Here is a 23,114-nt window from a genome sequence, read left to right as displayed (position 1 = left end):
GGCAACGGAGTTTCAGCGAGCCTGCAGCGCGTCCAGCCCCACGGCCATCGCGATGACCATGCGCCGGTCGAGGCGCGGGTCGTGGATCGTCACGACGTACTTGTCGCGCAGGCCCCACTTCTTCACGACCGAGAACGCGGGCTGCTCACCCTCGAAGACGAAGTCGAAGTGGTACGGCAGCCACGACATCGACTCCATGAAACGGCGCAGGATCGCCACGAGCTGGCTGCGCTCCTGGCCCGTCGCGGCCGGCAGGCCCGGCTGCTCGACGATCCACGTCGAGCGCAGCAGCGACCGCTTGAAGTCCTTGCGGAACACGCCGATCGCGGCGCCGGAGGGGTCGGTCACGTCGTACGCCGAGCCGAGGTCCATCACCTTGCGGGCCTTGAACCCGAGCACCGGCTGCTGCTTGGTGTCGTCGGTGTAGAGGGTGACCTGCTCCTTGAAGGCCATCCGCTTCTGCTGCGCGAAAGCGATCATTCCGGCCTCGGACCCGTCGGGCCCGGCCGCGTGCACCTCGTACTGGTTCACCATCATGCGGATGCGCTGCCGCACGATCAGGGTTTGCAAGCTCTGGAGTTGTTGGGTGCTCATAAGTGCGCGAGTCTGCCACAGACCCGCCAGCGCCGCGGCCCCGCGCAGGTCAGAACGGCAGCCGCAGCACCGCGGCGTCGGGCGTCGTCGGGCCGGCCGCGCCGTCCGGCAGTCCCAGCGACGCCTCGGTGAAGCGGGCGAAGCGCACCTCGTCGCGGGCGTCCACGGAAAGCTCGACGGCCTGTCGCGCAGGCGACAGGAGAAAGGTGTTGGCGTCCGCCGGGCGCGGCTCTCGTTCCGGTGTCAACCCACGACACCAGGAGGGATCATGCTCCACGTCTCACAGGCATGGCGGAGGGCTCGCCGGCTGCGGCGCCGCGCCCGCTTCGGGGTCGCCGGCCTCGCGCTGGCCGGCATCTGCGCCGCGCTCGTCACCGGTGGCCCGGAGGCCAGCGCGCACCCGGGACAGCCGTCGGCCGTCTTCGACCCGAACGAGACCAGCTGGTACGAGTTACGCGAGCGCACGGAGGACGAGTTCGAGCAGGACATGGCGCGCTGGGATGAGAACGACTACATACCCGTCGACGTCGAGGCCGACGGGTTCGGCGGCAAGCCGTGGTTTGCCAGCGCCGTGCAGCGCAACCTCGACGGGCGGCAGTGGCGGGCCGAGGCCGGGATGACCAAGGCGGAGTACACCGCGGTGGCCGCCGAGGCGAGCGGCGACGGGCTGCGGCTTGTCGACCGCGAGATGTACATCGTGGACGGTGCCTGGCACTTCGCCGCCGTGTGGGTGGAGAACGTCGAAGGGCTCGGCTGGACCACCTGGTACGGGCTCACGCTCGCCCAGCTCACCGCCCGCGAGCAGGAGCAGCGGCGGGCCGGCCGGATGCCGATCGACTTCGACATGTACCGCACCTCGGACGGGATCCGGTACGGCATCGTGTTTCTCGACAACCCGGAAGGGCTCGACTGGCATCTGCACGGCGACTTCACCGAGGCGCAGTACACGGCCGCATTCACCATGTACGCGGGCACCGGCTTCCGGTCGCTCTCCTTCGACTCCGCCTACGCGGGTTCGCAGGTCTTCGGCGGCATATTCGTCGAGAACGCCAACGGCCGGGGGTGGCGCGGGCGCTGGAAGATGAGCGCGCACCAGTACGGCAACAACTGGCACCTGGACGCCGACGAGGGGTACCGGCAGATCTTCGTCGGCCGGTACCAGACCGCGAGCGGCTTCAAGTACGCGTCGATCTGGCGGCAGAACAGCGACCGTCCATATTGGCCGGAGCGGCCGGACGTGGACAGGTTCATCGACATGGAGATGGACGAGGACGGCGTGCCCGGCGTCGCCGTCGCGGTGATGGAGAACGGGGTGTTCCAGTACACCCGCGGCTTCGGCAAGGCCGACATCGCCGGTGACATCTCGATGGACTCCGGCCACGTCCTGCGCTGGGCCTCGGTCGCCAAGGCGGTCGGCGGCGCGCTCGTCATGCGGCTGGACGAGAAGCCCGGCGACCAGGTGGACCGGGACGAGACGGCGGAGCACTACTACGCCCCGCTCGACGACCAGCACGACGCGACGCTGGAGCAGCTGGCCAGCAACCGCGGCTGTGTGCGCCACTACGCCGGCGACGAGGAGTCGACGCTGGAGACGCTCGACCCGGAGCAGTACGACGTGGAGGTGGCGACCGACGACCACCTGACGGAGACCGGGTACCCGGACGCGCGCACGGCGGTCGCGGAGTTCGACAGCGACCCGCTGCGCTCCTGGACCGAGGTCGGCGGTGTCTCGACGAGCTGCACGCAGGGTGCGTCCGAGCTGTACAGCACGCACGGGTACACGGTGCTCGGCGCGGGGCTCGAAGGGGCGACCGGGGTGCCGGTCAAGGACCTCGTGTGGCAGGAGATCAGCTACCCGTTCGGGATGACCACGCTGCGCCAGGAGGACCCGGACGACACCGGCGTGCGGCGGGCGAAGATCTACAAGGGCGCGGCCAACACCGAGGTGGCGCCGGACCAGATCAGCTGGAAGACGCTCGGCGGCGGCCTGGAGTCGAACGTGCGGGACATGGCCCGCTTCGGCGACGCGATGATCTCCGGCGAGATCGTCACCGACACCGACCACATCTGGGACGGCACGGCGAACGGCTGGGACTACGCGTACGGCTGGGGCGTCGGCAGCAAGAACGGCCACCGGTACGCGAGCAAGTCCGGCGGGCAGCTCGGCTCGGACGCGCACCTGCTGGTGTTCCCGGACGACGGCATCTCGATCGCCGTCATGATCAACCGGGAGGAGCTGAGTGACCCGGCCGACCACGCGTCCGCCATCGCCTGGTACGTCGGCGACCTGCTGACCTGACAGCCGGCGAGCCGGGGTGCGAAGGGGAGCTACCGTGCCGGAGATGGACGACCGCGCGCTCGTGGCGGCGATGGCCGCCGGCGACCCGCGGGCCTCGACGGCGCCTACCGCCGCTACGCACCCCGGCTGTACGCGTACTGCCGGGCGACCCTGCGCGACGCCGACGCGGCGGCGGACGCGGTGCAGGACACGTTCGTGATCGCGGGGCGCCGTGCCGGGCAGCTGCGCGAGCCGGAGCGGCTGCTGCCGTGGCTGTACGCGATCGCCCGGCACGAGTGCCTGCGCCAGCTGCGGCAGCGGCGGCGGGAGGCGCCGGCCGACCTCGACGAGGTCACCGCGGACACCGCCGACCTCGGTGCCGGTGTCCGGGCGGCCGAGGTGCGCGAGCTGGTCCACGCGGCGGCGGCCGGGCTCGGCGACGGCGACCGGGAGGTGATCGAGCTGGCCCTGCGGCACGGGCTGTCCGCGGCGGACGTCGGCGCGGTGCTCGGCGTCTCCGCCAACCACGCGCACGCCCGCCTGTCCCGCGCCCGTGCCCAGCTCGAACGGGCGCTCGGCGTCCTGCTCGTGGCGCGGGCCGGCGGCTGCCCCGAGCTGCGCGAGCTGCTTCCCGGCGGAAGCGGGCAGCGAGGACACTCCTGGGACGGGCGGCTCACGCCGCTGCTGCGCAAGCGGCTCGGCCGGCACGTCGACGGGTGCGCCCGGTGCCTGGCCAGCCGGGGTGCGCTGCTCAGCCCGGCGGCGCTGCTGACCGGGTATGTGGCCGTACCGTTCACCGTCCTGCCGGCCGCCTCGTGGCGACCGGGCGGGCCGCCGGACGTGGGCCTGGACCGGGACGGGTTTCCGGTGCGCAGGCGTCGCGGCGCGCTCGCGGTGGCCGGCGCCGCGGCCGTGGCGGCGGTGCTGGTCGTGGTCGTGCTGACCCGGCCCGGCGAGCCGCCCCCGGCGCCCGACCTCGCCAGCGGCTCGGTGTCACCGCAGGCTCCACCCGCCGCCACGCCGGGCACGCCGCCCCCGCCGATCCCACCTGTCGCCTCGGCCGTGCCCCCGCCGGCGTCAGCGGCACCGCCGGCCACGGCGGCATCGCCGGCGCCCACCCGGTCGCCGGTGCCCGCCGCCACCGAGCCGACCGGACCCGCCATCGCGGATCCACCACCGTCCACAAGGGAGCCCGACCCGGAGCCCGAGCCGGAGCGGGAAGCGGCCTTCAGCGTGGCCGCGAGCGGTGCCGTGCGGTGCGCCCCGGACGGCGTCACGTACACGCTCTCCGCCGACGCCACCGCCAACCGCACGATGACCGCGAGCCGGCTCTTCTGGCGGGGCGCCGGGTCGGCCACCGAGAGCGCCACCATGACACCGACCGCACGCGGCGCCGCCACCGGCCGCCGCGGCGGCCTGCGCTACACCACGCTCGTCTGGTGGGTCCGCGGCACCTCGGCCGACGGCACCACCGCCGAGAGCCCGCACCGCAGCGTGTCCAACCCCTGCCGGCGCGGCGGCCCGGGCGACCTCATCGCGCCGTCGGCACCGGCGTCGCCAGGCCCGCGAGGGCGGCGTCCAGGTCGGCCGGGCGCTCCCACAGCGCCCGGGACAGCCGCGCGTTGCTGCCGGTCCACACCATCCGCAGCCACGGCGCGCCGCCGGCCAGGTCGAGGGCGAGCATCGGCCGGCGCTGCTGGTTGAGCCCGGTCAGGCCGCACAGCGGCACCGGACCGGCGGCGGGCCGCCCCAGGCCGGCACGCTCGCGCTGCCACGTCTCGTACGCCGTGGCGAAGCGCCACGGCGCGGACCGGGCGAGCTGGGTGTAGAGGGTGGTGACCCAGGCGTCGGTGTACGCGGCGCGCAGGTACCGCGTCGGGAAGCCGTCGAGCAGCGCCGCCACGTCGTCGTCGACGCGCACCCCGGCGGCCTCCAGCGCGGGACCGACCTCGTGCGCGTCGAGCAGCCGCGCGAGCGGGCGGGCCTGCTCGGGCTCGCCACCTGCCACCGGTCGGCGGGGGTCGCGTCCCGGCCGGCCGCGCTCCACAGCCACGGCGTGGTGTCCCACCGGTGGTCCTGGTTGACGCCGATCAGCGGCTCGACGCCGAGCGCCAGCGCGCCGTCGCGCACGCGGGCGGTCAGCCAGGGGCCGCGCTTTCCCGGGTCCGGGCCGTAGCGGGCCAGCGCCACCACCGCCCGCCGGGCGTAGCGGCCGCTGCGCTCTCGCGGGAAGTGCCAGCACAGCAGCCCGGCCTCCACGCGGTCCAGGTCGGCGGCGAGCGCGTCGCGGGCCGGCACGATCTCGCCGGCCACCTCCGTGCGCAGGTCCGGCGCCGCCGCGGCCGCGTCACGCTTTTCCACCTCGCGCCGCAGCCGGGTCCGCTCGCGGCGGGGGTCGGCCTTGGGTGGGGTGGCGCGCAAGGTGTGCCGGTACCCGTACCAGAGCCGGGCCGCGTCCACGACGGCCTGCTCGTCGGCGGTGACCGTGCGCTGCGCGGACGTGTCCCGGCTGTGCCCCAGCCCGTCGTCCGGGTCCTCCAGGATCGTGACCTCGAAGGCCGGCTCGCCGTATCCGTCCAGGTCGTACGAGACGTCGGCGTCGCGCACCCACGAGCGCCGGTCGGGGGAGAGGCCACCCTCGCCGGGCGGCAGCGTGCGGCGCACCAGGATCGCGGTGACCTGCAGGCGCGCGGTCGTCGGCGGCTGCTCGCACACGAGGCCGGCGGTACCGGCGGGGAGCGTGCCGTAGAAGTCGCGGTAGCTCTCCAGCGGCCCGAACGCGGTCCCGATGCCGACCTCGCGCAGCCGCCCGGCCACCCCGGCCAGCATCGCCCGCCGGCGCTCGCGGTGCGGGTCCGGGGTATTGGCGGCGCGTTCGGCGGAGACATGTGCCACGATCTTGCCATGCCGGAGCTGTCCGTACGGTCCATGACGCAGCCAGAGTTCGACGAGTGGCAGGATGCCCTCGCCCGGCGCTTCGCCGACTCGAAGGTCGCCGCCGGCACCTGGACCGCGGCCGAGGCGCTCGACAAGGCACGGCAGGCCAACGCCGCGCTGCTGCCGGAGGGTCTCGCCACTGAGGACAACCTGATCCTGAAGGGCATCCGCCCGGACGGTACGCCGGTCGGGCGGCTGTGGATCACGCTGAAGCACCCGCAGGGCGTGGCCGGCTGCGCGTTCCTCTACGACATCGAGGTGGAGCCGGAGTTCCGCGGCGCCGGGTACGGCCGGGCGCTGCTGGCCGCCGCGGAGGACGCGGTCCGCGAGCACGGCGGGACCGCGCTGGAGCTGAACGTCTTCGGCGACAACCCGGTCGCCATCTCGCTCTACGCCACCTCGGGGTACGCGGTGGTGACCCAGCAGATGCGCAAGGCCGTGTAGCGACTCCACAGTGACCGGACGATGTGGAGAGGGCGGCGCCGTCAGCGCGTGGACTCCTCCTTCGGGTTGAGCCGTTGGGCGATGTCCGCCAACCGCTGCCCTGGTACTGCGCCGCCCGCAGGGTCCGGTCGTCGGGCAGCGCCGGTGGCTGGCCGGTCGGCCACGACACGCCGTACGGGTTGCCGCCCGCCTCGTAGAGGACCGGGTCGGTGTACCCGGGCGGGACGATGATCGAGCCCCAGTGGGCGAAGAGGTTGTACAGCGAGACCAGCGTCGTCTCCTGGCCGCCGTGCCGGTTGATGCTGGACGTGAACGCGGTGGCCGGCTTGTCGGTGAGCACGCCATTGAGCCACAGCCCGCCGGCCTGGTCGAGAAACTGCTTGAGCTGCGCGGCGACCATGCCGAACCGGGTCGGCGAACCGAACGCGAAGGCGTCCGCCCAGGCAAGGTCGTCCAGCTTCGCCTCCGGTACCGCGTCATGGGTCTCGTCGACGTGCGCGCGCCAGTCCGGGTTGGCGTCGATGGCGGTGTCCGGCGCCAGCTCGGGCACCCGGTGCACCCGCACCTGCGCGCCGACCTTGGCCGCGCCCTCGGCCACGGCCTCGGCGAGGCGGTGCACGTTTCCGGTCGCCGAGTAGTAGATCACCGCGATGTTGACGTCTTTGGCCATGCACCGAGGCTGCGCCGGCGCCGGGTGACGTGACCCCACCCAGGCCGGGTGACCAGGGCGGACACGCCTGTCCCGGCCCGAGATACGTTCGGTTGGTCGGTCCCCGAGCGGCGGAGGCACGGTCCCGTCCCCGAGCGGCGGAGGGCATGAGCAGTGGGCATCGGCGGGGGAATCTTCCTGATCGCGCTCGGCGCCGTACTGGCGTTCGCCATCCAGGTCGATCCCTGGTGGATCGACCTCCAGGCGACCGGAGTGATCGTGATGCTCGCCGGTGGCGCGGTCGTCCTGGTCACGCTCTGGTACTGGCAGGACCGCCGGCGCCGGTCGAGCGCGGCGCGGTTCCCGCCGGACGCGCCGCCGCCCGACCCTTGAGCCAGCGAGGAGAGCCGTGGACAGCAGCGAGCCCGCCGGAACGTTCTCCCGGCTCAACCGGGACCAGATCGGCGCCCTCAGCGGGTACGGCGTGCGGCGGCGCACCCGGGCCGGCGAGCTGCTCGTCCAGGAGGGCCGGCGGCAGCGGGACTTGTTCGTCGTGCTCAGCGGCGCGGTCGCGATGGTCGAAGGGCCGGGTACGGCGGAGGAGCGCCTGGTCGGGGTGCACGGTCCGGGCGCGTTTCTCGACGAGGTGGGGCTGCTGACCGGGCAGCCCTCGTTCGTGTCCGCGGTCGTCCGCGAGCCGGGCGAGGTGCTCGCCGTGTCTGTGGCGGCCCTGCTGGACTTCGTGGCCCGCGACCCGCGGCTGGGCGACGCGATCCTGCGCGCCTTCCTGTGCCGCCGCGAGCAGCTGCTCGGCAGCGTCGCCGGCATACGCCTCATCGGGTCGCGCTTCTCGCCGGACACCCGGCGGCTGCGCGAGTTCGCCGCCCGCAACCGCATCCCGCACAGCTGGACCGACCTGGAGGAGGACGCCGGCGCCGAACGGCTGCTGCGCCGGATGAGCGTCGGTCCGGACCAGACGCCGGTGGTGGTCTGGCGGGACGGCCAGGTGCTGCACAACCCCACAAACGCCGAGCTCGCCGGGCTGATCGGGCCCGGCGCCATCGACGAGCTGCCCGGCTCGATGGTGGATGTGGTCATCGCCGGTGCGGGCCCGGCCGGCCTGGCGGCGGCGGTCTACGGCGCCTCGGAAGGGCTGGCCACCGTGGTGCTCGACGCGGTGGGCGCGGGCGGGCAGGCCGGCACGGCGTCGCGGATCGAGAACTACCTGGGCTTTCCGGCCGGCATCACCGGTGCGGAGCTCGCCGACCGCGCGGTGGTACAGGCCGAGAAGTTCGGCGCGGTGATCGCGGCACCGGCGGCGGTCGCGGGCCTTTCGCGGGGGACGGGTACCACGCGGTGCGCGTCGACGGCCGCGGCGGCGAGGTGCGCGCCCGCACGGTGGTGGTCGCCACCGGCGCCCGCTACCGGCGGCTCGACGTGCCGCGCCTCGCCGAGTTCGAGGGCACCAGCGTCTATTACGCGGCGACGGTCGTGGAGGCGAGGTTCTGCGCGGAGCGGCCGGTCGTGGTGGTCGGTGGCGGCAACTCGGCCGGCCAGGCGGTCGTGTACCTGGTCCAGCACGCGCGGTCGGTGCGGCTGGTGATCCGCCACGGAGACCTGGGCCGGGATATGTCCCGGTACCTGGTCGACCAGATCGAGCGGGACAGCCGCGTCGAGGTGTTCCGCGAGAGCCAGGTGTGCGAGCTGGCCGGCGCGGACGGCCGGCTGGAGTCGGTCGTGGTCGAAAACCTGCGTACCGGCTTGCGCCGCTCCCTCGACGCCCGCCTGCTGTTCGTCTTCGTCGGCGCGCGCCCGTGCACGGACTGGCTCGGCGGCCACGTGGCGCTCGACGAGGACGGCTATGTGCGTACCGGCCCCGCGGTCGGCGCGCCCGCTGGCGGCGACCGCCCGCCGGACCTGCTGGAGACCAGCGCGCCGGGCGTCTTCGCCGTCGGGGATGTGCGCAGCGGCTCCATCAAGCGAGTGGCCTCGGCCGTCGGCGAGGGCGCGATGGCGATCCGCCTCGTACACCAGCACCTGGCCCGCATGGGCCGCGAACCCGGCGGCTGAGTGTTGGTTTCCCAAAGGGAACGGTTGTCGTCAGCGGCGGGGGTGTCCTGGTAGGACCGCGGCGCGCACGGTCGTGAGGGAAGCGCCGATGAGAATCAGCCGTTCCGGGCCGACCCGCCGGGCCAGCGCGGCGGAAAGCACATAATGCGCCAGCAGGTCGTACTCGTCGCCGCTGAGCCGGTGTGGACCGACGAAGGCGACGAATCCCGCTACAGCGCGTTCCGCCCGGCGCGCCAGCGTTTCGCCGACCAGCATCGTCACCGCCGCTTTCAACGGGTCGCGCACGGTGGCGTGCGCGATTCCGAGCGCCGGGCCCAGCCTCGGGTCGGCGCGGATGGCGCGGCAGGCTTGTTCTACCAGTTCTCGATAGTCGACCAATCTGGAGAGCACCTGAACAATTCGACACTGTCATCGGCGATGTGCCAATCCGCAAGATTACCGATCCAATCCGTGACGAGAGTGAGGCTCTGCGATACGGCCGTTCGTATTAGGCTGTGCCGGGAGGCGATGCCGTATGCGCTCGGCGGCGTTGGAAATCGCCACCGAGGTGGCCTCGGTCGCGGCCGTTCCAGCCGGAGTTAGGGAGCGGGCGGGGGCGATGCTGGGCCCACTTCGGCCCGTCGTGCCGTTCGAGGCGGCTCGTGTTTACCTGCTGGACATGGAGCGGCGGGCAGAGCATTCGCTCTATTCCACGGGCTACGACGAAAAGGTTCGGTCCTACCTGGACAGTCCACAGCACCTGGACGACGTCGAGCTCGTGGGCCTCGACCGCCGGGGCCGCCGATGCGGCTGCGTGATCTGCAGGTGCCGGCCGAAGAGATCCGCTCGTGGGCGGAATACCTGATGCCGGCCGGTTTCCGCGAGGGGATCGGCGTGCGGCTGACCACATCGGACGGCCGCTACCTCGGCATCCTCAGCCTCTACACGGAGGTCCCGGCGCATCCGACGGACGCGGCCCGGGAAATCCTCGCCGCGCTGTCCACGACGATGGCGGACGCACTGGACCCGCTGCGCTCGATAAGCGCGGCCGCCGGACTCGTCGACCGGGCCGCCGGCGGGGTGCTGCTGTGCCGCGACGGGAGGACAGAGGCGCTGCCAGGGCTTCCCGACCACCCCATGCTCGCCGGCGGCTCGCGGCTGCTCGACGTGGCCGCCCGCCAGCTCGGCGAGACGGCGCATTCGACGTTCCTGTGCCCGTTCGACGCGGACGGCGACCACCGGCACCTGCGGGTCACGGTGCTCGCCTGCCCCGCGATCCCGCCGGCCAACGTGATCGCCGCGGTGGTCGTGGCGCCGGCGGGCGAGCTGAGCCGGCTCACCCGCCGCGAGCTGGAAGTGCTGGGCCTGCTCGTGGAGGGTTGCTCCAACCGCCGGATCGCCAGCGCGTTCCGGCTGACCGAGCGGACGGCGGCGACACACCTGGAGCACATCCTCACCAAGCTCCACGCGCCCACCCGCACCCTGGCGGCGGTCTACGCGCTGCGCCGCGGGCTGTACATACCGCGCGCGCTGCACCGCGCGGTGTGAGCCGCGGCGGCGCTGCACTGTGGACGGATGGCCTGCCCAAGCCCGAGGGAACCCCCGGGGCGCGCTGGCTACGGGGCGATCCTGATGTCGTTTTCGACGGTGCGCACGCCCGGCGCGGACCAGGCGGCCCGTTCCGCGTCGCGCCGTTCCGGCCAGGACCGCACCGCGCCGCGGAGGATCACCCGGTCGCCGTCCTGTTCCACCATGATCCGTTCCGCGTCCGTCTCGGCGCTGCGCAGCAGTGCCTGCGCGATGCGGCGCTCCAGGTCCTCGGGCTGGATCCGCTGCCGCGGCCGCACCGCGATCGAGTTGGTCACCCCGCGCACACCGGCCAGGCCGCGCACGGCGTGCTCGGCCTCGCGGCGCTCGTACTCCCACTCGACCTCGCCGCGCAGCGTCACCCGGCCGGCCGAGACGGTTATCTGGAGCTGGTCCGCCGGCACCAGCGCGTTCCACGCGAGCACCTGAGCCGTCGTGGTGGCGATCTCCGGGTCGCTGGGCTCGGCACTGCCGGACGGCGGGCGGATCTCGATGTCGTTGGCGACCGCGACCACGCCGCGTACCCGCTGCGCCGCGCGCTCGGCCGCCCAGCGCTTGACGAAGTGGTCCACGGAGCCGGCGAGCGAGACGATGCCGCCCTTGACCGCGACGGCCACCTCGTTGGGCTGCACGCGGGCGTCCCATCGCAGCTCCGCCATGACATCCCGCTGGACCTGCTCGTCGGTGCGTAGCTCGGCTGTCATGCCGGCAATCGTCCGTCGGCGCCGGGTGGTCGGTCGTCACCCGCTGGGGGTGGCCCGCTCCAGCCAGGTCGTGAGCAGCGCCTCCAGCTGGGCCGCCTCCTCGGGGCGGAGCGCGGCGAGCAGGCGCCGCTCATTGTGCATGTGCTCGGTGAACGCGCGGTCGATCAGCTCCCGCCCGGCCGTGGTCAGCGCCACCACCCGGCCGCGGCCGTCGGTGCCGCTGCGCCGGCGGGTCACCAGGCCGGCCCGCTCCAGGCGGTCGATCCGCTTGGTCATCCCACCGGTGGTCACCATCGTGAACGCGGCCAGCTCGCCGGGGCCCGCTCGTACGGCGCGCCGGCCCGGCGCAGCGCGGCGAGCACGTCGAACTCGCCCTCGCTGAGGCCGTGCCGCCGGTACACCACGCACAGCTCCTCGGTCAGGTGGGCGGCGAGGCGGTGCAGGCGCCCGATCACTCCCTGCGGCGCGGTGTCGACGTCGGGGCGCTCGCGGGCCCACTCCGCCTGGATGCGGGCAACGTGGTCGGTCACACAGCCAAGATACCTTCCCAGGAAGGTATCTTGCATCCATGTGGTCCCTGATCTGCGCGATCGCGCCGGTCGCGTGGGGGAGCAACTACTTCGTGACGCACGAGTACCTGCCGCCCGGCGCGCCGCTGTACGGCGCCGCGATCCGCGCGCTGCCCGCCGGCCTGCTGCTGCTCGTGATCAGCCGGCGGCTGCCGCGCGGCGCCTGGTGGTGGCGGTCACTGCTGCTCGGTGCGCTCAACGTGGGCGCGTTCTTCGTGCTGATCTACCTGTCCGCGCAGCTCCTGCCCACCAGCGTGGCCTCCACGATCATGGCGAGCTCGCCGGTGGTCATGATGCTGATCGCCTGGGGGCTGCTCGCCGAGCGGCCGAGGGTGCTCACCGCGGTGGGCGCGGCCGTCGGCATCGCCGGGGTGTGGCTGATGCTCTTCCGCGGTACGCAGGCGGTGGACTGGCGCGGCGTCGCGGCGTCGGTGGCCGCGATGCTGATGTCGTCGCTGGGCTACGTGCTGACCAAGAAGTGGGGGCGCGACGTCGACGTGCTCGCGAGCACGTCCTGGCAGCTCGTCGCCGGCGGAGTGCTGCTGCTGCCGTTCGCGGTCGCGTTCGAGGGCGCGCCGCCGGCCCTCGACGCGCCGGCGGCCTGGGGCTTCGGGTACGTGACGGTGGTCGCGACCGCGCTCGCGTTCGCCGCCTGGTTTTCCGCACTGCGCCGCCTCAGCGCCGCGACGGTCGGCCTCGTCGGCCTGCTCAACCCCGTGACCGGCGTCCTGCTCGGCACCGCCGTGGCCGGCGAGGGGCTCACCGCCGCGCAGGCGACCGGCATCGCGCTGGTGCTCGCCGGGGTGCTGGCGGGGCAGGTCAGGCGCTCTGCCGGTACTGCGTCGGCAGCAGGTCCGCGAGTGTCGTCCGGTCCACCACGTCCGCGATGGCCTCGTGCAGCGTCAGCCACAGCTCCGGCAGGCTGCTCGCCACCCCGTGGTAGTTGACCTGGTCCGGCGGCAGCCCGCGGACCGTGCTCAGCGAGCCGTTGATCGCCCGCAGCACGTCACCCACCGTGATGTCGTCCGGCGGGCGGGCCAGCGTGTAGCCGCCGTCCGTGCCGCGCTGGCTGGTGAGCAGCCCGGCGCGGCGCAGGTCGGACATGATGTCGTGCAGGAAGCCCAGCGGGATCGCCTGCGCCTCGGCGAGCTTCGTCGCCGAGACGGGACCGCCGTCGGAGAAACCGGCGGTGGCGATCAGCGCCCGGAGGGCGTAGTCACTGCGAGCCGAGATCTGCACTAGGCCGCCTCCACCGACGCGGCCAGCGCCTCCGGCGCGAGCCCGACCTGGACGATGGACCCTTCCGCGATGCCCAGCGCCCGGAAGCGGGTGCGGGTCAGCGTGACGACGACGACCTGGTCCTCGGTCGTCACCTCGACACGGATCTCGAAGCCGATCCGGGTGACCCGGGTGACCCGCCCGGTCACCGTGCCGTGCTCCGCCTCGTCGCCGGGGTGCAGGTCCAGGTCGTGCGGCCGCACCAGCTGGTCGCCGAGCTGCGTGACCGGGCCGAGGAAGCGCATGACGAAGTCGTTGGCGGGCGCGTCGTAGAGCTCGTCGGGCGTGCCGATCTGCTCGATGCGCCCGTCGTTGATCACCACGATCTCGTCGGCGACCTCCAGGGCCTCCTCCTGGTCGTGCGTGACGAACACCGTCGTCACGTGCACCTCGTCGTGCAGCCGCCGCAGCCAGTCGCGCAGCTCCTTGCGCACCTTGGCGTCGAGCGCGCCGAACGGCTCGTCCAGCAGCAGCACTGTCGGCTCGACCGCGAGCGCGCGGGCCAGCGCCATCCGCTGCCGCTGACCGCCGGACAGCTGCGCCGGCAGGCGGTCGCCGAACTGCTCCAGGTGCACGAGGCGCAGCAGCTCGTCGACCCGCGCGCGGATCTCCGCCTTCGGGCGGCGCCGGATCTCCAGGCCGAACGCCACGTTCCGGCGCACCGACATGTGCTTGAACGCGGCGTAGTGCTGGAAGACGAAGCCCACGTTCCGCTTCTGCGGCGGCAGGCCGGTCGCGTCCACGCCCTCGATCTGCACCCGGCCGCTGTCCGCCTCCTCGAGGCCCGCGATGATCCGCAGCAGCGTCGACTTGCCGCCGCCGGACGGGCCGAGCAGCGCGGTGAGCTGGCCGGAAGGGATGCTCACGGAGACGTCGTCGAGCGCGACGAAGCTGCCGAATCTCTTGCTGACGTTGGAAATCTCGATGCTCACCGATGTTCCTTCGGCCGGAGGACGGAGACGACGATGATCGCGGCGACCGCGACCAACGCGAGCAGGAACGCGGCGGCGTAGGCGCCGCCCTTGTCGAAGTTGAGGTACTTCTCCTCGACGACGAGCGTCGTGGTCCGGGTCTCGCCGAGCACGTTGCCGGAGACCACCTTGACCGCGCCGAACTCGCCGAGCGACCGGGCGAGGCTCAGCACCACGCCGTAGATGACGCCCCACTTGATGGCCGGCAGCGTGATCCGCCAGAACGTCTGCAGCGCGTTCGCCCCGAGGCTGCGCGCCGCCTGCTCCTGCTCGTCGCCGACCTCCTCCAGGACCGGCACGACCTCCCGGATCACCAGCGGCAGGGCGACGAAGACCGTGGCCATCACGATGCCCGGCGTGGCGAAGATGACCTGGAAGCCGGCGCTTTCCAGCGTCGGGCCGAACCAGCCGTTGCGGCCGCCGTACACGAGGACGAGCGCGAGGCCCACCACGATCGGCGACACCGACAGCGGCACGTCGAGCAGCGCGCTGAGCAGCCGCTTGCCGGGGAAGTCGTAGCGCACGAGCAGCAGCGAGATCCCCACGCCGAACACCGTGTTGATCACCACGGAGATGATCGCGACCAACAGGCTCAGCCGCAGCGCGTGCACGACGTCCGGGTCCTCGAGGATGCCCCGGAGGTTTTCCGTCCCGCCCTCGAACGTGTTCTGCCCGACCAGGAAGACCGGCCACGCGACGAGGAAGAACAGGTACGTCACGACGATCACGCGCTTAACCACGGCGGATCACCCTCCGCTGGATGACGTCGAGGATCACGATCACCGCGAACGAGATGGCGAGCAGCACCGCGGCGACCGCGGCGGCGCTGTCCAGGTTGTCGTTCTCGATGCTGCTGAGGATGCGGACCGAGGTGACCTCGGTGCGCATCGGCAGGTTGCCGGACAGGAGCACCAGCGAGCCGTACTCGCTGACCCCGCGGGCGAACGAGAGTGCCGCGCCGGCCGCGATCGCCGGGGTCAGGCTGGGCAGGATGATCCGCCGGAACGTGGTGAACCGGCTCGCCCCCAACGACGCCGCGGCCTCCTCGACCTCGTGGTCGAGCTCGGCCAGCACCGGCTGCACGGTGCGGACGATGAACGGCAGCGTGACGAACAGGAACGCCATGAACACCGCGATCCGGGTGTTGTGGATGTCGATGCCGAGCGGGCTCTCCGGCCCGTACAGCGACAGCAGCACGAGGCCGGCCACGATCGTCGGCAGCGCGAACGGGATGTCGATGAGGACCTCGAGCAGGCGCTTGCCGAAGAACCGGTCGCGCACGAGCACCCAGGCGATCAGCGTGCCCATCACGACGTTGACGAGCGTGACCCCGAACGCGGTGCCGACCGTCAGCCGGATCGCGGCGGCCGTCTGCTCGTTGGTCACCGCGTCCCAGAAGCCGCTCCAGCCGCCTTCGGAGGCGGTCACCACGACAGCGGTCAGCGGGATGAGCACGAGCAGGCTGAACCACAGCATCGCGACCCCGAGGCCCAGGCCGGAGTACCGGTTGAGGCGGCGGCCACCCCGGGCCGATCGGCGCGCGGCCGACCGGTCCGGGGCGAGGGTCGCGGTAGTCACTGAATCCCCTGACTCACTGTGCCCTCCTGGTTCGCTCGCTCGCGCGGCGCTGAAGGCGACGTCTTCCTCCGCCACCCCGAAACCCCGACTTCGTCGGCGGGGTGGCTCCGTCCAGACGCCGCCGCGCCAGCTCGCTCGCTCACTGTGCCTTGCCCGACTCAGCGATGATCTTCGTGATGATGCCCTCCTTCTCGTCGAAGAACTTCTTCGACAAGGCGGACCAGCTCTCGAAGTCGTTTTCGACGGTGAGCAGCTTCTTCGGCGTGGGGAACGGGTTGTTCGGGTCCTTGGCGCCCTCGATGCCGCCGGTGTCGACGCCGTCGATGATCGGGCGGAAGCCCTTGAGCGCGAACTGCCGCTGGCCCTTGTCGCTCAGCACGAAGTTGAGCCACTCCTTCGCCTTGGGGCCGGCGTTCTTGAGGACGGCGCCCGGGTTTTCGATCTTGATCGTCGTGTCCGGGTAGATCCATTCGAGCTCCTCGCCGTTCTGCGTGGCGAGGATGGTCTCGTTCTCGTACGCCAGCAGCACGTCGCCGCCGCCGTTGAGGAAGCTCGTCGTCGCGTCGCGGCCGCTGTTGGGCAGCGAGGAGACGTTCGCGAAGAGCTTCTTCAGGTAGTCCGCGGCCTGCTCGTCGGTGCCGCCGTTGGCGGCGATGTGGCCCCACGCGGCCAGCGCGTTCCACCGGGCGGCGCCGGATGAGGCCGGGTTCGGCGTGACGATCTTGATGCCCGGCTTGATGAGGTCGTCCCAGCCCTGGATGTTCTTCGGGTTCCCCTTCTGCACCGCCAGCACCACGACGGAGGAGGACACCACGCCCTTGTTGGGGCCGTCGTCCCAGGTCTCGTCGACAAGGCCCTCGGTCACCAGCCGCGTGACGTCGCTGGTCACCGAGAAGTGCACGTAGTCGGCCTTCAGGCCGGCCACCACCGCGCGGCTCTGGTCGCCGGACGCGCCGTACGACGTCTGGAACTTGACCCCCTTGCCCTCGGGTGTCTTGTTCCACTCCGCGGCGATCGCCTTGTTGGCCGCCTCCGGGACGGCGAAGCCGACGATGGAGAGGGTGGTGGACCCACCACTACCTGAGGCGGCGTCGTCGCCACCCCCACAAGCGGAAAGAGCCAGCCCCGCGGCGAGTGCGACGGCGACGGCTGCTCTGGTACGTGTTTTCGTCACGCCCGCAATATTCCACTTAACCCATAGAGATTCAAGGGCAAGTAGACATTGGTACCCGACCGGTGGATGCCGTGCCGGGTTTGACCGGTACCATTCGGTCGAATCCGGCCTCCTCCGCGCCGCAAGGAACTGCGATGCCACCTCTCGACGACCCGGCCCCCGGCCAGCGCGCGCACGACCTGCTGACCCGGTGGTACGAGGACCACTACTCCACGACCGCGGCGACGGCTGACGGGTCGTTCTTCGAGCGGTACCTGCACCGGTCGATGGAGGCGCCCTACGGCCCGGACGTCCGGTTCGCCCGCGTGCTGGAGGTCGGTGGCAACCGCGGGGAGCACGTGCCCTACGTGCGGCACACGTTCGACGAGTACCTGCTCACCGACCTGCGCGAGCCGCACCCGACCGAGGAGGTGGCGGCCGACCCGCGGATCAGCGTCGGCGCCTGCGACGTGTCGGCACTGCCGTACCCGGACGGCGGCTTCGACCGGGTGATCGCGACCTGCCTGCTGCACCACCTGCCCGACCCGTTCGCCGCGCTGGAGGAGATGCGCCGGGTCACCGCGCCCGGCGGCACGGTCACGATCCTGCTGCCGACCGACCCCGGCCTCGCCTACCGCGCGGGCAAGGCGCTGACCTCGGGGCGAGCCGCCCGGCGGCAGGGCATCGCCGAGATGTACGCCGTGGTCACCGCGCTCGACCACCGCAACCACTTCCCGTCCCTGCTGGCACAGGCGCGGCACGTCTTCCGCGCCGACCGGCTGGGAGTGAGCTGGCGGCCGTTCCGGGTGCCCGGCTGGCACCTCAACGCGTTCACGGTGCTGCACGCCCGGGTATCGGACGGCGCGGGTGTCTGACCTAACATCGACTCCTATGGAAGCCGCAGCACCCACGATCGAGCCCGAGACCGCGTCCGACGAGCCGGAAGGCGGCGGCGGGCGGTCGCGCGTCCGGCGGGTGCTGACCCACGAGTGGACCCTCGCCGTGCTCGGCGGCCTGCTCCTCGCGGTGGTGCTGACCTGGCCGACGCTCAAGCATCCGGCCTCGACGATCCCGGGCGACATCGGCGACCCGACCGTGCAGGCGTGGCAGATGGCGTGGGGCGGGCACGCGCTGCTGACCGACCCGCTCTCGCTGTGGCACTCGAACACGTTCTATCCCGAGCGCTACACGTACGCGTACACGGACTCGCTGCTCGGCTACGCGCCGGCCGGCTTCATCGGCTCCGGCCTCGACGCGACGATCATCCGCTACAACGTCATGTACGTGCTGCTGTACGCTCTCGCGTTCATCGGGTCGTACGCGCTGGTCCGCCAGCTCGGCGCCGGCCGGCTCGGCGCGGCGGTGGCCGGTGTGGCCTGGGCGTTCTCGCCGTGGCGGCTGGCGCACGGCGGCCACATGAACATCCTCTCCACCGGCGGCATCGCGCTGTCGCTGGCCATGCTGGCCCGCGGCCACGGCTGGTCCCTCACCGGTGGCTACCAGCCGGACAAGCGCCGCCCCGGCTGGGTGGTGGCCGGCTGGCTCACCGCGGCGTGGCAGGTCAGCCTCGGCTTCGGCATCGGCCTGCCGTTCGTGTACTTCCTGTTCGGCGCATGCGTGGTCGCCGCCGCCACGTACGCGTTCTCGTGGTGGCGCAAGAAAGCCCGGCCACCGTTCGGCCGGCGCCTGCTGATCGCCAACCTCGCCGGCGGTGCCATCTTCGGGCTGGTCACCGTCTCGATCGCGTCGGTGTACCTGAAGGTCACCGAGCTCAACCCGCAGGGCGTGCGCGGCCTTGAGTGGACGGTCATGTTCTCCCCGCCGTTCAAGGCGTACTTCACCGCGCCGGGGGAGTCGTGGTTCTGGGGCGAGCGGCACGCCGTCGCGCGGGAGCAGCTGACCTGGCCGCCGGAGATGGCGCTGCTGCCGGGCATCTGCCTGATCGTGCTCGCCTCGGCGGGCCTGTTCTTCTCGATCTTCTCGGTGCGCCACCGGATCATGCTGGCGATCGGCACTGTCGTCACCGGCCTGCTCGGGCTGGGCGCGACGCTGGGCGATGACGGCGACCCCGGGTACATCACGCTCTCCAAGCACCTGCCGGGCTGGGACGCGCTGCGCACCCCGGGCCGGTTGATGATCTGGATCAGCCTGCTCCTGGCCATCCTCGCCGCCGGCGCGGTCAGCGAGGCGGTCCGCAACGCCGACCTGCTGAAGGGCGCCGGCCGCGTCGTGGCCCGGGTCGCGCTGGTCATCCCGCTGCTGCTGGTGATCGGCGAAGGGGTGAACAAGACCGGTCACCCGCCGGTGCCGCAGCCGCCGGCCGCGTTCGCCCAGGCCCGCGAGCCCTTGCTGGTACTGCCGGCGACCGGCCTGATCGAGCTGCACTACATGATGTGGACGGTCGACGGGTGGCCGCGGATCACCAACGGCATGGCCGGTTTCGAGCCGACCACGCAGGCGCAGACCCGGGCGGCCACGGTCTCGTTCCCGGACCAGGCCTCGATCGCGTACCTGCGGGGCATCGGCGTGAAGGACGTGCTGGTGATCCCCGCGTACCTGCCGGGGACGCCGTGGGACGGCGTGCCCGCCCGGCCGGTGGACGGCTTGGGCATCACCCGTGAAGACATCGACGGCGCGGTGCTCTATCGCCTCTGATCTCGCCTCGGGGTGATCGAGCACCGCGCCGTGGGCAATACATGGCTCCTGATGATGGTGGGGCTGGACCATCGAGCTCGCGCGATGTGGGCCGGGGTGCCACTCCGCCAGACCCGGCGGGCTCGCTTGCAGTATGTTACGGAAGTTGCCCGAAATATCCAATACTCTCAATGAAATGCGTCAGCGGAACGGCCCGCGTCCCAAACGGGTACGCGGGCCGTTCTCGCCGGTACGTGTTACCGGAAGCCGAAACGGTGCTTCCGTTTCCGTCCGGTCATGCCCTGCAGCGTGTCGGCACCCCTGTGCAGCATCCGCGTGACGCGGTTGGAGCCGCGGCGTGCCTCGACGGCCTGGCCGATTCGCCGCGCGCCCATCGCCGCCAGGGGAACGGCGACCGCCAGTACGGCCCAACGACCGATGGCCCTTCTCATCGTTGTCCTCCTGTCTGCGAGGTCGGTTTCCGTCTGGTACCCGGACCGGCGCCGGTTCATGCGTTGGCTACCCTCCGGTAATGACGGATCGGGCGTACGACGTCGTCCTCTTCGGTGCCACCGGCTTCACCGGCCGCCTCACCGCCGAGTACCTGGCCGCACACGCTCCCGCCGGCCTGCGGTGGGCGGTGGCCGGGCGGGACGGCGAGCGGCTGCGCGCGCTCCGCGACCGGCTCGGCGCGCCGGTCGAGGTGGTCACGGCCGAGGCCGGCGACGAGCGGGCGCTGCGCGACCTCGCCGCGTCGACCCGCCTCGTCGCGACCACGGTCGGTCCCTACATCCGGTACGGCGGGCCGCTGGTCGCCGCCTGCGCCGCCTCCGGTACGGACTATGTGGACCTGACCGGCGAGCCGGAGTTCGTGGACCGCGTGTACGTGGAGCACCACGCCACCGCCGCCAGCACCGGCGCCCGCCTCGTGCACGCGTGCGGCTTCGACTCGATCCCGCCCGACCTCGGCGCCCTCTTCACGGTCCAGCAGCTGCCGGAGGGCGAGCCGATCCGGATGCGCGGGTACATCAGTGCCGGCGGCCGGCCGTCCGGCGGCACGTTCAACACCGTGCTGGTGAACTTCGGCCGCTTCCGCGCGGCGACCGCCGCACACGCCGCCCGCCGCGAGGTCGAGCCGAAGCCGGACGGGCGCCGGGTCCGCGCCGTGGCCGGCCGCCCGCACCGCCAGGCGGAGCTCGGCGTGTGGGCCCTGCCGATGGCGAGCATCGACCCGCAGATCGTGGTCCGCTCGGCGCGGTCGCTTCCCCGGTACGGGCCGGACTTCACGTACGGCCACTTCATCGGCGTGCGCCGCGCGCTCAGCGCGGTCGGTATCGCGGCCGGTGCGGGCGGGGCGTTCGCGCTGGCCCAGCTCGGCCCGACCCGGCGCGCGCTGGGACGGCTCCTGCCGGCGGGGCGCGGCCCGAGCGAGGAGCAGCGCGCCCGCGGCTGGTTCCGGATGCGGTTCGTCGCCGACAGCGGCGGCCGCCGGGTGCTGACCGAGGTGGCCGGCGGCGACCCGGGCTACGGCGAGACCGCGAAGATGCTGGCCGAGTCGGCGCTCTGCCTGACCCACGACGACCTGCCCGACCTGGCCGGCCAGCTCACGACCGCGACCGCGATGGGCGACGCGCTCCGCACCCGCCTGGAAGCCGCCGGCCTGACCTTCCGCGTGCTCAGCTGAGCCGGGCCATCAGGTACGCCTGCGGGGTCTTCTCCTGGATCTCCGGCTGGCGGACGACCCGCGTGGTCACCTCGATGCCGGCCGCCGCCAGCAGCTCCGTGACCCGGTCCGGCGAGAGCCGGTAGGCGTCCAGGGCGAGCGTGTGCCCGTACGCCCGCTCGATCCGGCGCGGTTCGACGTCGCCGGCGGACGCGGTCTGGAACGCCATCAGCAGGTGGCCGCCGGGCCGCAGCACGCGCGCGAACTCCGCGAACACCGCCGGCAGCTGCGCGGGCGGCGTGTGGATGACCGAGTACCAGGCGACCAGGCCGGCGAGCGCGCCGTCCGCGACGTCCAGGTCCGTGATGCTGCCGGCCGCGAAGGGCAGGCCGGGGTACAGGCGGCGGGCCACCGCCACCATCTCCGGCGAGAGGTCCACGCCGCGCACGTCGAGGCCCAGCCCGTCGAGGTACGTGGTGATCCGCCCCGGCCCGCACCCGGCGTCGACCACGGGCCCGCCGCCGGCGGCCAGGACCAGCTCGGCGAACGTGCCCAGCAGCGCCCGCTCCAGCGGCGCCTCGGCCAGCGCGCCCTTGAGCAGGTCGGCGTAGTCGGCGGCGACGGTGTCGTACGCGATGCGGGTCTCGGTGAGGTGCGCGGGCGGCTCGGTCACCGCGGCATCCTATGCGAAGCGGGGGAGCACCTTCGCGGCGTACATGTCGAAGAGCCCCTGCCAGTGCGGCCCGGTGTTGGCGACGTAGACCTCGTCGAACCCGGCCTCGGCGTACTGCTCGATCTGCCGCAGGTGCGGCTCAGGGTCGTCGCCGCAGGCGAACGAGTCGCCGACCATCTCCTGGGTGACCAGCTGCGAGGCCTGCTCGAAGTGGCGGGGCGACGGCAGCACCTGGGACAGCTCGCCCGGCACGCCCGCGTTCGGCCAGCGCTCGAAGGCGATCCGCGCGCCCTCCTCGGCGCTGCCGGCGAACGCCGCCTTGAAGCCGCCCTGGCACGGCTTGTCGCCGCCACCACCGTCGCGGAAGCGGCGTACCAGGTCGCCGTCCGGCATCGTGCTGACGTAGCCGTCGCCGATGCGCGCGGCGAGGTCGACCGCCTTGGGGCCGAACCCGGACACGTAGACCGCCGGCGGCCGTTCGGGCCGGGTGTAGATGCGGGCGTTCTCGACGGTGTAGTGGCGGCCGCGGTGGTCGACGAAGCCGCCCTTCCACAGCTGGCGCATCACGTCGACCGCCTCCTCGAGCATCTCCAGCCGGACGTCGGCGCTGGGCCACGGGTCGCCGAAGATGTGCTCGTTGAGCGCCTCGCCCGAGCCGACGCCGAGCACGAACCGCCCTTCGTGCAGCACCGCGCTCGTCGCGGCCGCCTGCGCGACGACCGCGGGATGGATGCGGACGGTCGGGCAGGTGACGGCGGTGGTGACCGGCAGCCTGGTCACCTGGCTGAGCGCGCCGATCATCGACCAGACGAACGGGCTCTGCCCCTGTGCGTCGACCCAGGGGTGGTAGTGGTCCGAGATCCACAGCGCCTGGAAGCCGGCCGCCTCGGCGCCCTTAGCCTGGGCGACGAGCTCAGCCGGGGTGTACTCCTCGCTGGACAGGAAGTAGCCGATCCGCATGCCGGCCCTGTACCCACTCCGGGGCCAGCCATGCGGGCCGGTTTTGGCGAGCGCGGCGACCAGGATGGCCACCCGACGTCTGTCCATAGTGGATCTCCTTCGTCGAGAGGGAGCCGCCGGCGCGCCCCGGCACGGACAGATCTTTAGAGCTCGGCGTTGAGGTGGGGCGATTCCCGTCCGGGACAGGGCGGGGTGGTCGCCGGTGTCGACGCCGATCAAAGAAAGGCTGGCGCGTTGGCCGCCGGTCAGAAACAGCGACGGCGTGCGGGGAAGCCGGCGACCGCGAGGACCCACACCCCGAAGTCTCTACAGATCCGCCGGAGCCGCCGCCGTGGGCCGATGTGGGCGATCACGGATGTTCTGGGCCACACCGGCTCCTTGATCGGGTGTCAA

General features: G+C 72.5%; 22 protein-coding genes and 4 pseudogenes. 11 read left to right on the top strand and 15 right to left on the bottom strand.

Annotated features, from left to right (window positions below; all coding sequences use genetic code 11):
• Positions 1–12 precede the first annotated feature (12 nt).
• Complete coding sequence (locus Phou_RS02040) at positions 13–594, bottom strand: LURP-one-related family protein (protein WP_173053041.1); 582 nt, start codon at positions 592–594, stop codon at positions 13–15.
• A gap of 268 nt (positions 595–862) precedes the next feature.
• Here Phou_RS02040 and Phou_RS02035 point away from each other — a divergent pair, with 268 nt between their 5' ends.
• The gene (locus Phou_RS02035; RefSeq protein WP_173053039.1) at positions 863–2,893 is read left to right on the top strand and encodes a serine hydrolase; all 2,031 of its coding nucleotides are present in this window, start codon (positions 863–865) and stop codon (positions 2,891–2,893) included.
• A gap of 105 nt (positions 2,894–2,998) precedes the next feature.
• A pseudogene (locus tag Phou_RS50855) lies at positions 2,999–4,576 on the top strand (RNA polymerase sigma factor); the annotation flags it as partial.
• A gap of 6 nt (positions 4,577–4,582) precedes the next feature.
• On the opposite strand, the gene Phou_RS02025 reads toward Phou_RS50855, so the two are convergent.
• Positions 4,583–5,767 (bottom strand): hypothetical protein, encoded by a 1,185-nt coding sequence (locus tag Phou_RS02025; protein WP_173053037.1) that lies wholly within the window; start codon positions 5,765–5,767, stop codon positions 4,583–4,585.
• Between the two features lie 9 nt (positions 5,768–5,776).
• On the opposite strand from Phou_RS02025, the gene Phou_RS02020 reads away from it, so the two are divergent.
• On the top strand, positions 5,777–6,253 hold the full coding sequence (locus Phou_RS02020) for a GNAT family N-acetyltransferase (RefSeq protein ID WP_173053035.1): 477 nt from the start codon (positions 5,777–5,779) through the stop codon (positions 6,251–6,253).
• A 154-nt stretch (positions 6,254–6,407) separates the two neighbouring features.
• Here Phou_RS02020 and wrbA read toward each other — a convergent pair.
• Positions 6,408–6,923, bottom strand: a pseudogene (gene wrbA / locus Phou_RS02015) (NAD(P)H:quinone oxidoreductase); the annotation flags it as partial.
• A 153-nt stretch (positions 6,924–7,076) separates the two neighbouring features.
• On the opposite strand from wrbA, the gene Phou_RS02010 reads away from it, so the two are divergent.
• From Phou_RS02010 to Phou_RS54890, 3 genes and pseudogenes are all read left to right on the top strand, one after another.
• The gene (locus Phou_RS02010; protein WP_173053033.1) at positions 7,077–7,295 is read left to right on the top strand and encodes a DUF6458 family protein; all 219 of its coding nucleotides are present in this window, start codon (positions 7,077–7,079) and stop codon (positions 7,293–7,295) included.
• Positions 7,195–7,596, top strand: a pseudogene (locus Phou_RS54895) (Crp/Fnr family transcriptional regulator); the annotation flags it as partial. The gene Phou_RS02010 and the pseudogene Phou_RS54895, both read left to right, overlap by 101 nt.
• 95 nt (positions 7,597–7,691) lie before the next feature.
• On the top strand, positions 7,692–8,972 hold the full coding sequence (locus tag Phou_RS54890; protein WP_308784474.1) for an NAD(P)/FAD-dependent oxidoreductase: 1,281 nt from the start codon (positions 7,692–7,694) through the stop codon (positions 8,970–8,972).
• A 30-nt stretch (positions 8,973–9,002) separates the two neighbouring features.
• On the opposite strand, the gene Phou_RS02000 is transcribed toward Phou_RS54890, so the two are convergent.
• Complete coding sequence (locus Phou_RS02000) at positions 9,003–9,362, bottom strand: hypothetical protein (protein ID WP_173053031.1); 360 nt, start codon at positions 9,360–9,362, stop codon at positions 9,003–9,005.
• 393 nt (positions 9,363–9,755) lie between these two features.
• Between Phou_RS02000 and Phou_RS01995 the strand changes: the two genes are divergently transcribed.
• Positions 9,756–10,499 (top strand): helix-turn-helix transcriptional regulator, encoded by a 744-nt coding sequence (locus tag Phou_RS01995; RefSeq protein WP_173053029.1) that lies wholly within the window; start codon positions 9,756–9,758, stop codon positions 10,497–10,499.
• Between the two features lie 68 nt (positions 10,500–10,567).
• On the opposite strand, the gene Phou_RS01990 is transcribed toward Phou_RS01995, so the two are convergent.
• From Phou_RS01990 to Phou_RS52050, 3 genes are read right to left on the bottom strand one after another with little or no spacing between them, the layout of a single operon-like run.
• Positions 10,568–11,242: a BON domain-containing protein gene (locus tag Phou_RS01990; RefSeq protein ID WP_173053027.1), complete on the bottom strand. Its 675-nt coding sequence runs from the start codon at positions 11,240–11,242 to the stop codon at positions 10,568–10,570.
• A 36-nt stretch (positions 11,243–11,278) separates the two neighbouring features.
• A complete protein-coding gene (locus Phou_RS52055; RefSeq protein WP_246273127.1) occupies positions 11,279–11,518 on the bottom strand; it encodes a MarR family winged helix-turn-helix transcriptional regulator in 240 nt (79 codons plus the stop codon).
• Between the two features lie 11 nt (positions 11,519–11,529).
• Positions 11,530–11,772, bottom strand: coding sequence for a winged helix DNA-binding protein (locus tag Phou_RS52050; RefSeq protein WP_246273126.1), 243 nt, complete (start codon positions 11,770–11,772; stop codon positions 11,530–11,532).
• A 38-nt stretch (positions 11,773–11,810) separates the two neighbouring features.
• On the opposite strand from Phou_RS52050, the pseudogene Phou_RS01980 reads away from it, so the two are divergent.
• A pseudogene (locus Phou_RS01980) lies at positions 11,811–12,608 on the top strand (EamA family transporter); the annotation flags it as partial.
• A gap of 22 nt (positions 12,609–12,630) precedes the next feature.
• Here the strand turns inward: Phou_RS01980 and Phou_RS01975 are convergent.
• From Phou_RS01975 to Phou_RS01955, 5 genes are all read right to left on the bottom strand, one after another.
• The gene (locus tag Phou_RS01975; RefSeq protein WP_173053025.1) at positions 12,631–13,050 is read right to left on the bottom strand and encodes an RrF2 family transcriptional regulator; all 420 of its coding nucleotides are present in this window, start codon (positions 13,048–13,050) and stop codon (positions 12,631–12,633) included.
• On the bottom strand, positions 13,050–14,021 hold the full coding sequence (locus Phou_RS01970) for a sulfate/molybdate ABC transporter ATP-binding protein (protein ID WP_173053023.1): 972 nt from the start codon (positions 14,019–14,021) through the stop codon (positions 13,050–13,052). Before Phou_RS01970 ends, Phou_RS01975 begins: the two co-directional genes overlap by 1 nt.
• Complete coding sequence (locus Phou_RS01965) at positions 14,018–14,800, bottom strand: sulfate ABC transporter permease (RefSeq protein ID WP_173053021.1); 783 nt, start codon at positions 14,798–14,800, stop codon at positions 14,018–14,020. Before Phou_RS01965 ends, Phou_RS01970 begins: the two co-directional genes overlap by 4 nt.
• Entirely contained in the window at positions 14,793–15,638 is an 846-nt protein-coding gene (cysT, locus tag Phou_RS01960; protein ID WP_173053019.1) for a sulfate ABC transporter permease subunit CysT, read from the bottom strand. Before cysT ends, Phou_RS01965 begins: the two co-directional genes overlap by 8 nt.
• Before the next feature lie 139 nt (positions 15,639–15,777).
• Positions 15,778–16,812, bottom strand: a complete 1,035-nt coding sequence (locus tag Phou_RS01955; RefSeq protein ID WP_173053017.1) for a sulfate ABC transporter substrate-binding protein — start codon at positions 16,810–16,812, stop codon at positions 15,778–15,780.
• 134 nt (positions 16,813–16,946) lie between these two features.
• Between Phou_RS01955 and Phou_RS01950 the strand changes: the two genes are divergently transcribed.
• Both Phou_RS01950 and Phou_RS01945 read left to right on the top strand, forming a co-directional pair.
• Positions 16,947–17,666 carry a class I SAM-dependent methyltransferase gene (locus Phou_RS01950; protein ID WP_173053015.1) on the top strand — a complete coding sequence of 240 codons (720 nt, stop codon included), beginning with the start codon at positions 16,947–16,949 and terminating at the stop codon, positions 17,664–17,666.
• A gap of 16 nt (positions 17,667–17,682) precedes the next feature.
• Entirely contained in the window at positions 17,683–19,446 is a 1,764-nt protein-coding gene (locus Phou_RS01945) for a hypothetical protein (RefSeq protein ID WP_173053013.1), read from the top strand.
• A 236-nt stretch (positions 19,447–19,682) separates the two neighbouring features.
• Here the strand turns inward: Phou_RS01945 and Phou_RS01940 are convergent, their stop codons facing one another.
• A complete protein-coding gene (locus tag Phou_RS01940; RefSeq protein WP_173053011.1) occupies positions 19,683–19,877 on the bottom strand; it encodes a hypothetical protein in 195 nt (64 codons plus the stop codon).
• Between the two features lie 80 nt (positions 19,878–19,957).
• Between Phou_RS01940 and Phou_RS01935 the strand changes: the two genes are divergently transcribed.
• The gene (locus tag Phou_RS01935) at positions 19,958–21,109 is read left to right on the top strand and encodes a saccharopine dehydrogenase family protein (protein ID WP_173053009.1); all 1,152 of its coding nucleotides are present in this window, start codon (positions 19,958–19,960) and stop codon (positions 21,107–21,109) included.
• On the opposite strand, the gene Phou_RS01930 is transcribed toward Phou_RS01935, so the two are convergent.
• Together Phou_RS01930 and Phou_RS01925 are read right to left on the bottom strand one after the other, a co-directional pair.
• Positions 21,102–21,761: a class I SAM-dependent methyltransferase gene (locus Phou_RS01930; RefSeq protein ID WP_173053007.1), complete on the bottom strand. Its 660-nt coding sequence runs from the start codon at positions 21,759–21,761 to the stop codon at positions 21,102–21,104. The genes Phou_RS01935 and Phou_RS01930 overlap by 8 nt on opposite strands.
• Before the next feature lie 9 nt (positions 21,762–21,770).
• A complete protein-coding gene (locus tag Phou_RS01925) occupies positions 21,771–22,721 on the bottom strand; it encodes a TIGR03557 family F420-dependent LLM class oxidoreductase (RefSeq protein ID WP_173058053.1) in 951 nt (316 codons plus the stop codon).
• Positions 22,722–23,114: the final 393 nt, after the last annotated feature.

Origin of the sequence: Phytohabitans houttuyneae (assembly GCF_011764425.1) — a bacterium.
GTDB classification, from domain to species: Bacteria; Actinomycetota; Actinomycetes; order Mycobacteriales; family Micromonosporaceae; genus Phytohabitans; species Phytohabitans houttuyneae.
Note: the sequence above shows the minus strand (reverse complement) of the source record. Positions and strands in the feature narration are given on the sequence as shown.

Coding starts and splice junctions, on each gene's coding strand:
- Phou_RS02040 (WP_173053041.1), bottom strand. CDS start 594: ATGAGCACCCAACAACTCCAGAGCTTGCAAACCCTGATCGTGCGGCAG.
- Phou_RS02035 (WP_173053039.1), top strand. CDS start 863: ATGCTCCACGTCTCACAGGCATGGCGGAGGGCTCGCCGGCTGCGGCGC.
- Phou_RS02020 (WP_173053035.1), top strand. CDS start 5,777: ATGCCGGAGCTGTCCGTACGGTCCATGACGCAGCCAGAGTTCGACGAG.
- Phou_RS01995 (WP_173053029.1), top strand. CDS start 9,756: ATGCGGCTGCGTGATCTGCAGGTGCCGGCCGAAGAGATCCGCTCGTGG.
- Phou_RS01990 (WP_173053027.1), bottom strand. CDS start 11,242: ATGACAGCCGAGCTACGCACCGACGAGCAGGTCCAGCGGGATGTCATG.
- Phou_RS52055 (WP_246273127.1), bottom strand. CDS start 11,518: ATGACCAAGCGGATCGACCGCCTGGAGCGGGCCGGCCTGGTGACCCGC.
- Phou_RS01950 (WP_173053015.1), top strand. CDS start 16,947: ATGCCACCTCTCGACGACCCGGCCCCCGGCCAGCGCGCGCACGACCTG.
- Phou_RS01945 (WP_173053013.1), top strand. CDS start 17,683: ATGGAAGCCGCAGCACCCACGATCGAGCCCGAGACCGCGTCCGACGAG.
- Phou_RS01940 (WP_173053011.1), bottom strand. CDS start 19,877: ATGAGAAGGGCCATCGGTCGTTGGGCCGTACTGGCGGTCGCCGTTCCC.
- Phou_RS01935 (WP_173053009.1), top strand. CDS start 19,958: ATGACGGATCGGGCGTACGACGTCGTCCTCTTCGGTGCCACCGGCTTC.
- Phou_RS01925 (WP_173058053.1), bottom strand. CDS start 22,721: ATGCGGATCGGCTACTTCCTGTCCAGCGAGGAGTACACCCCGGCTGAG.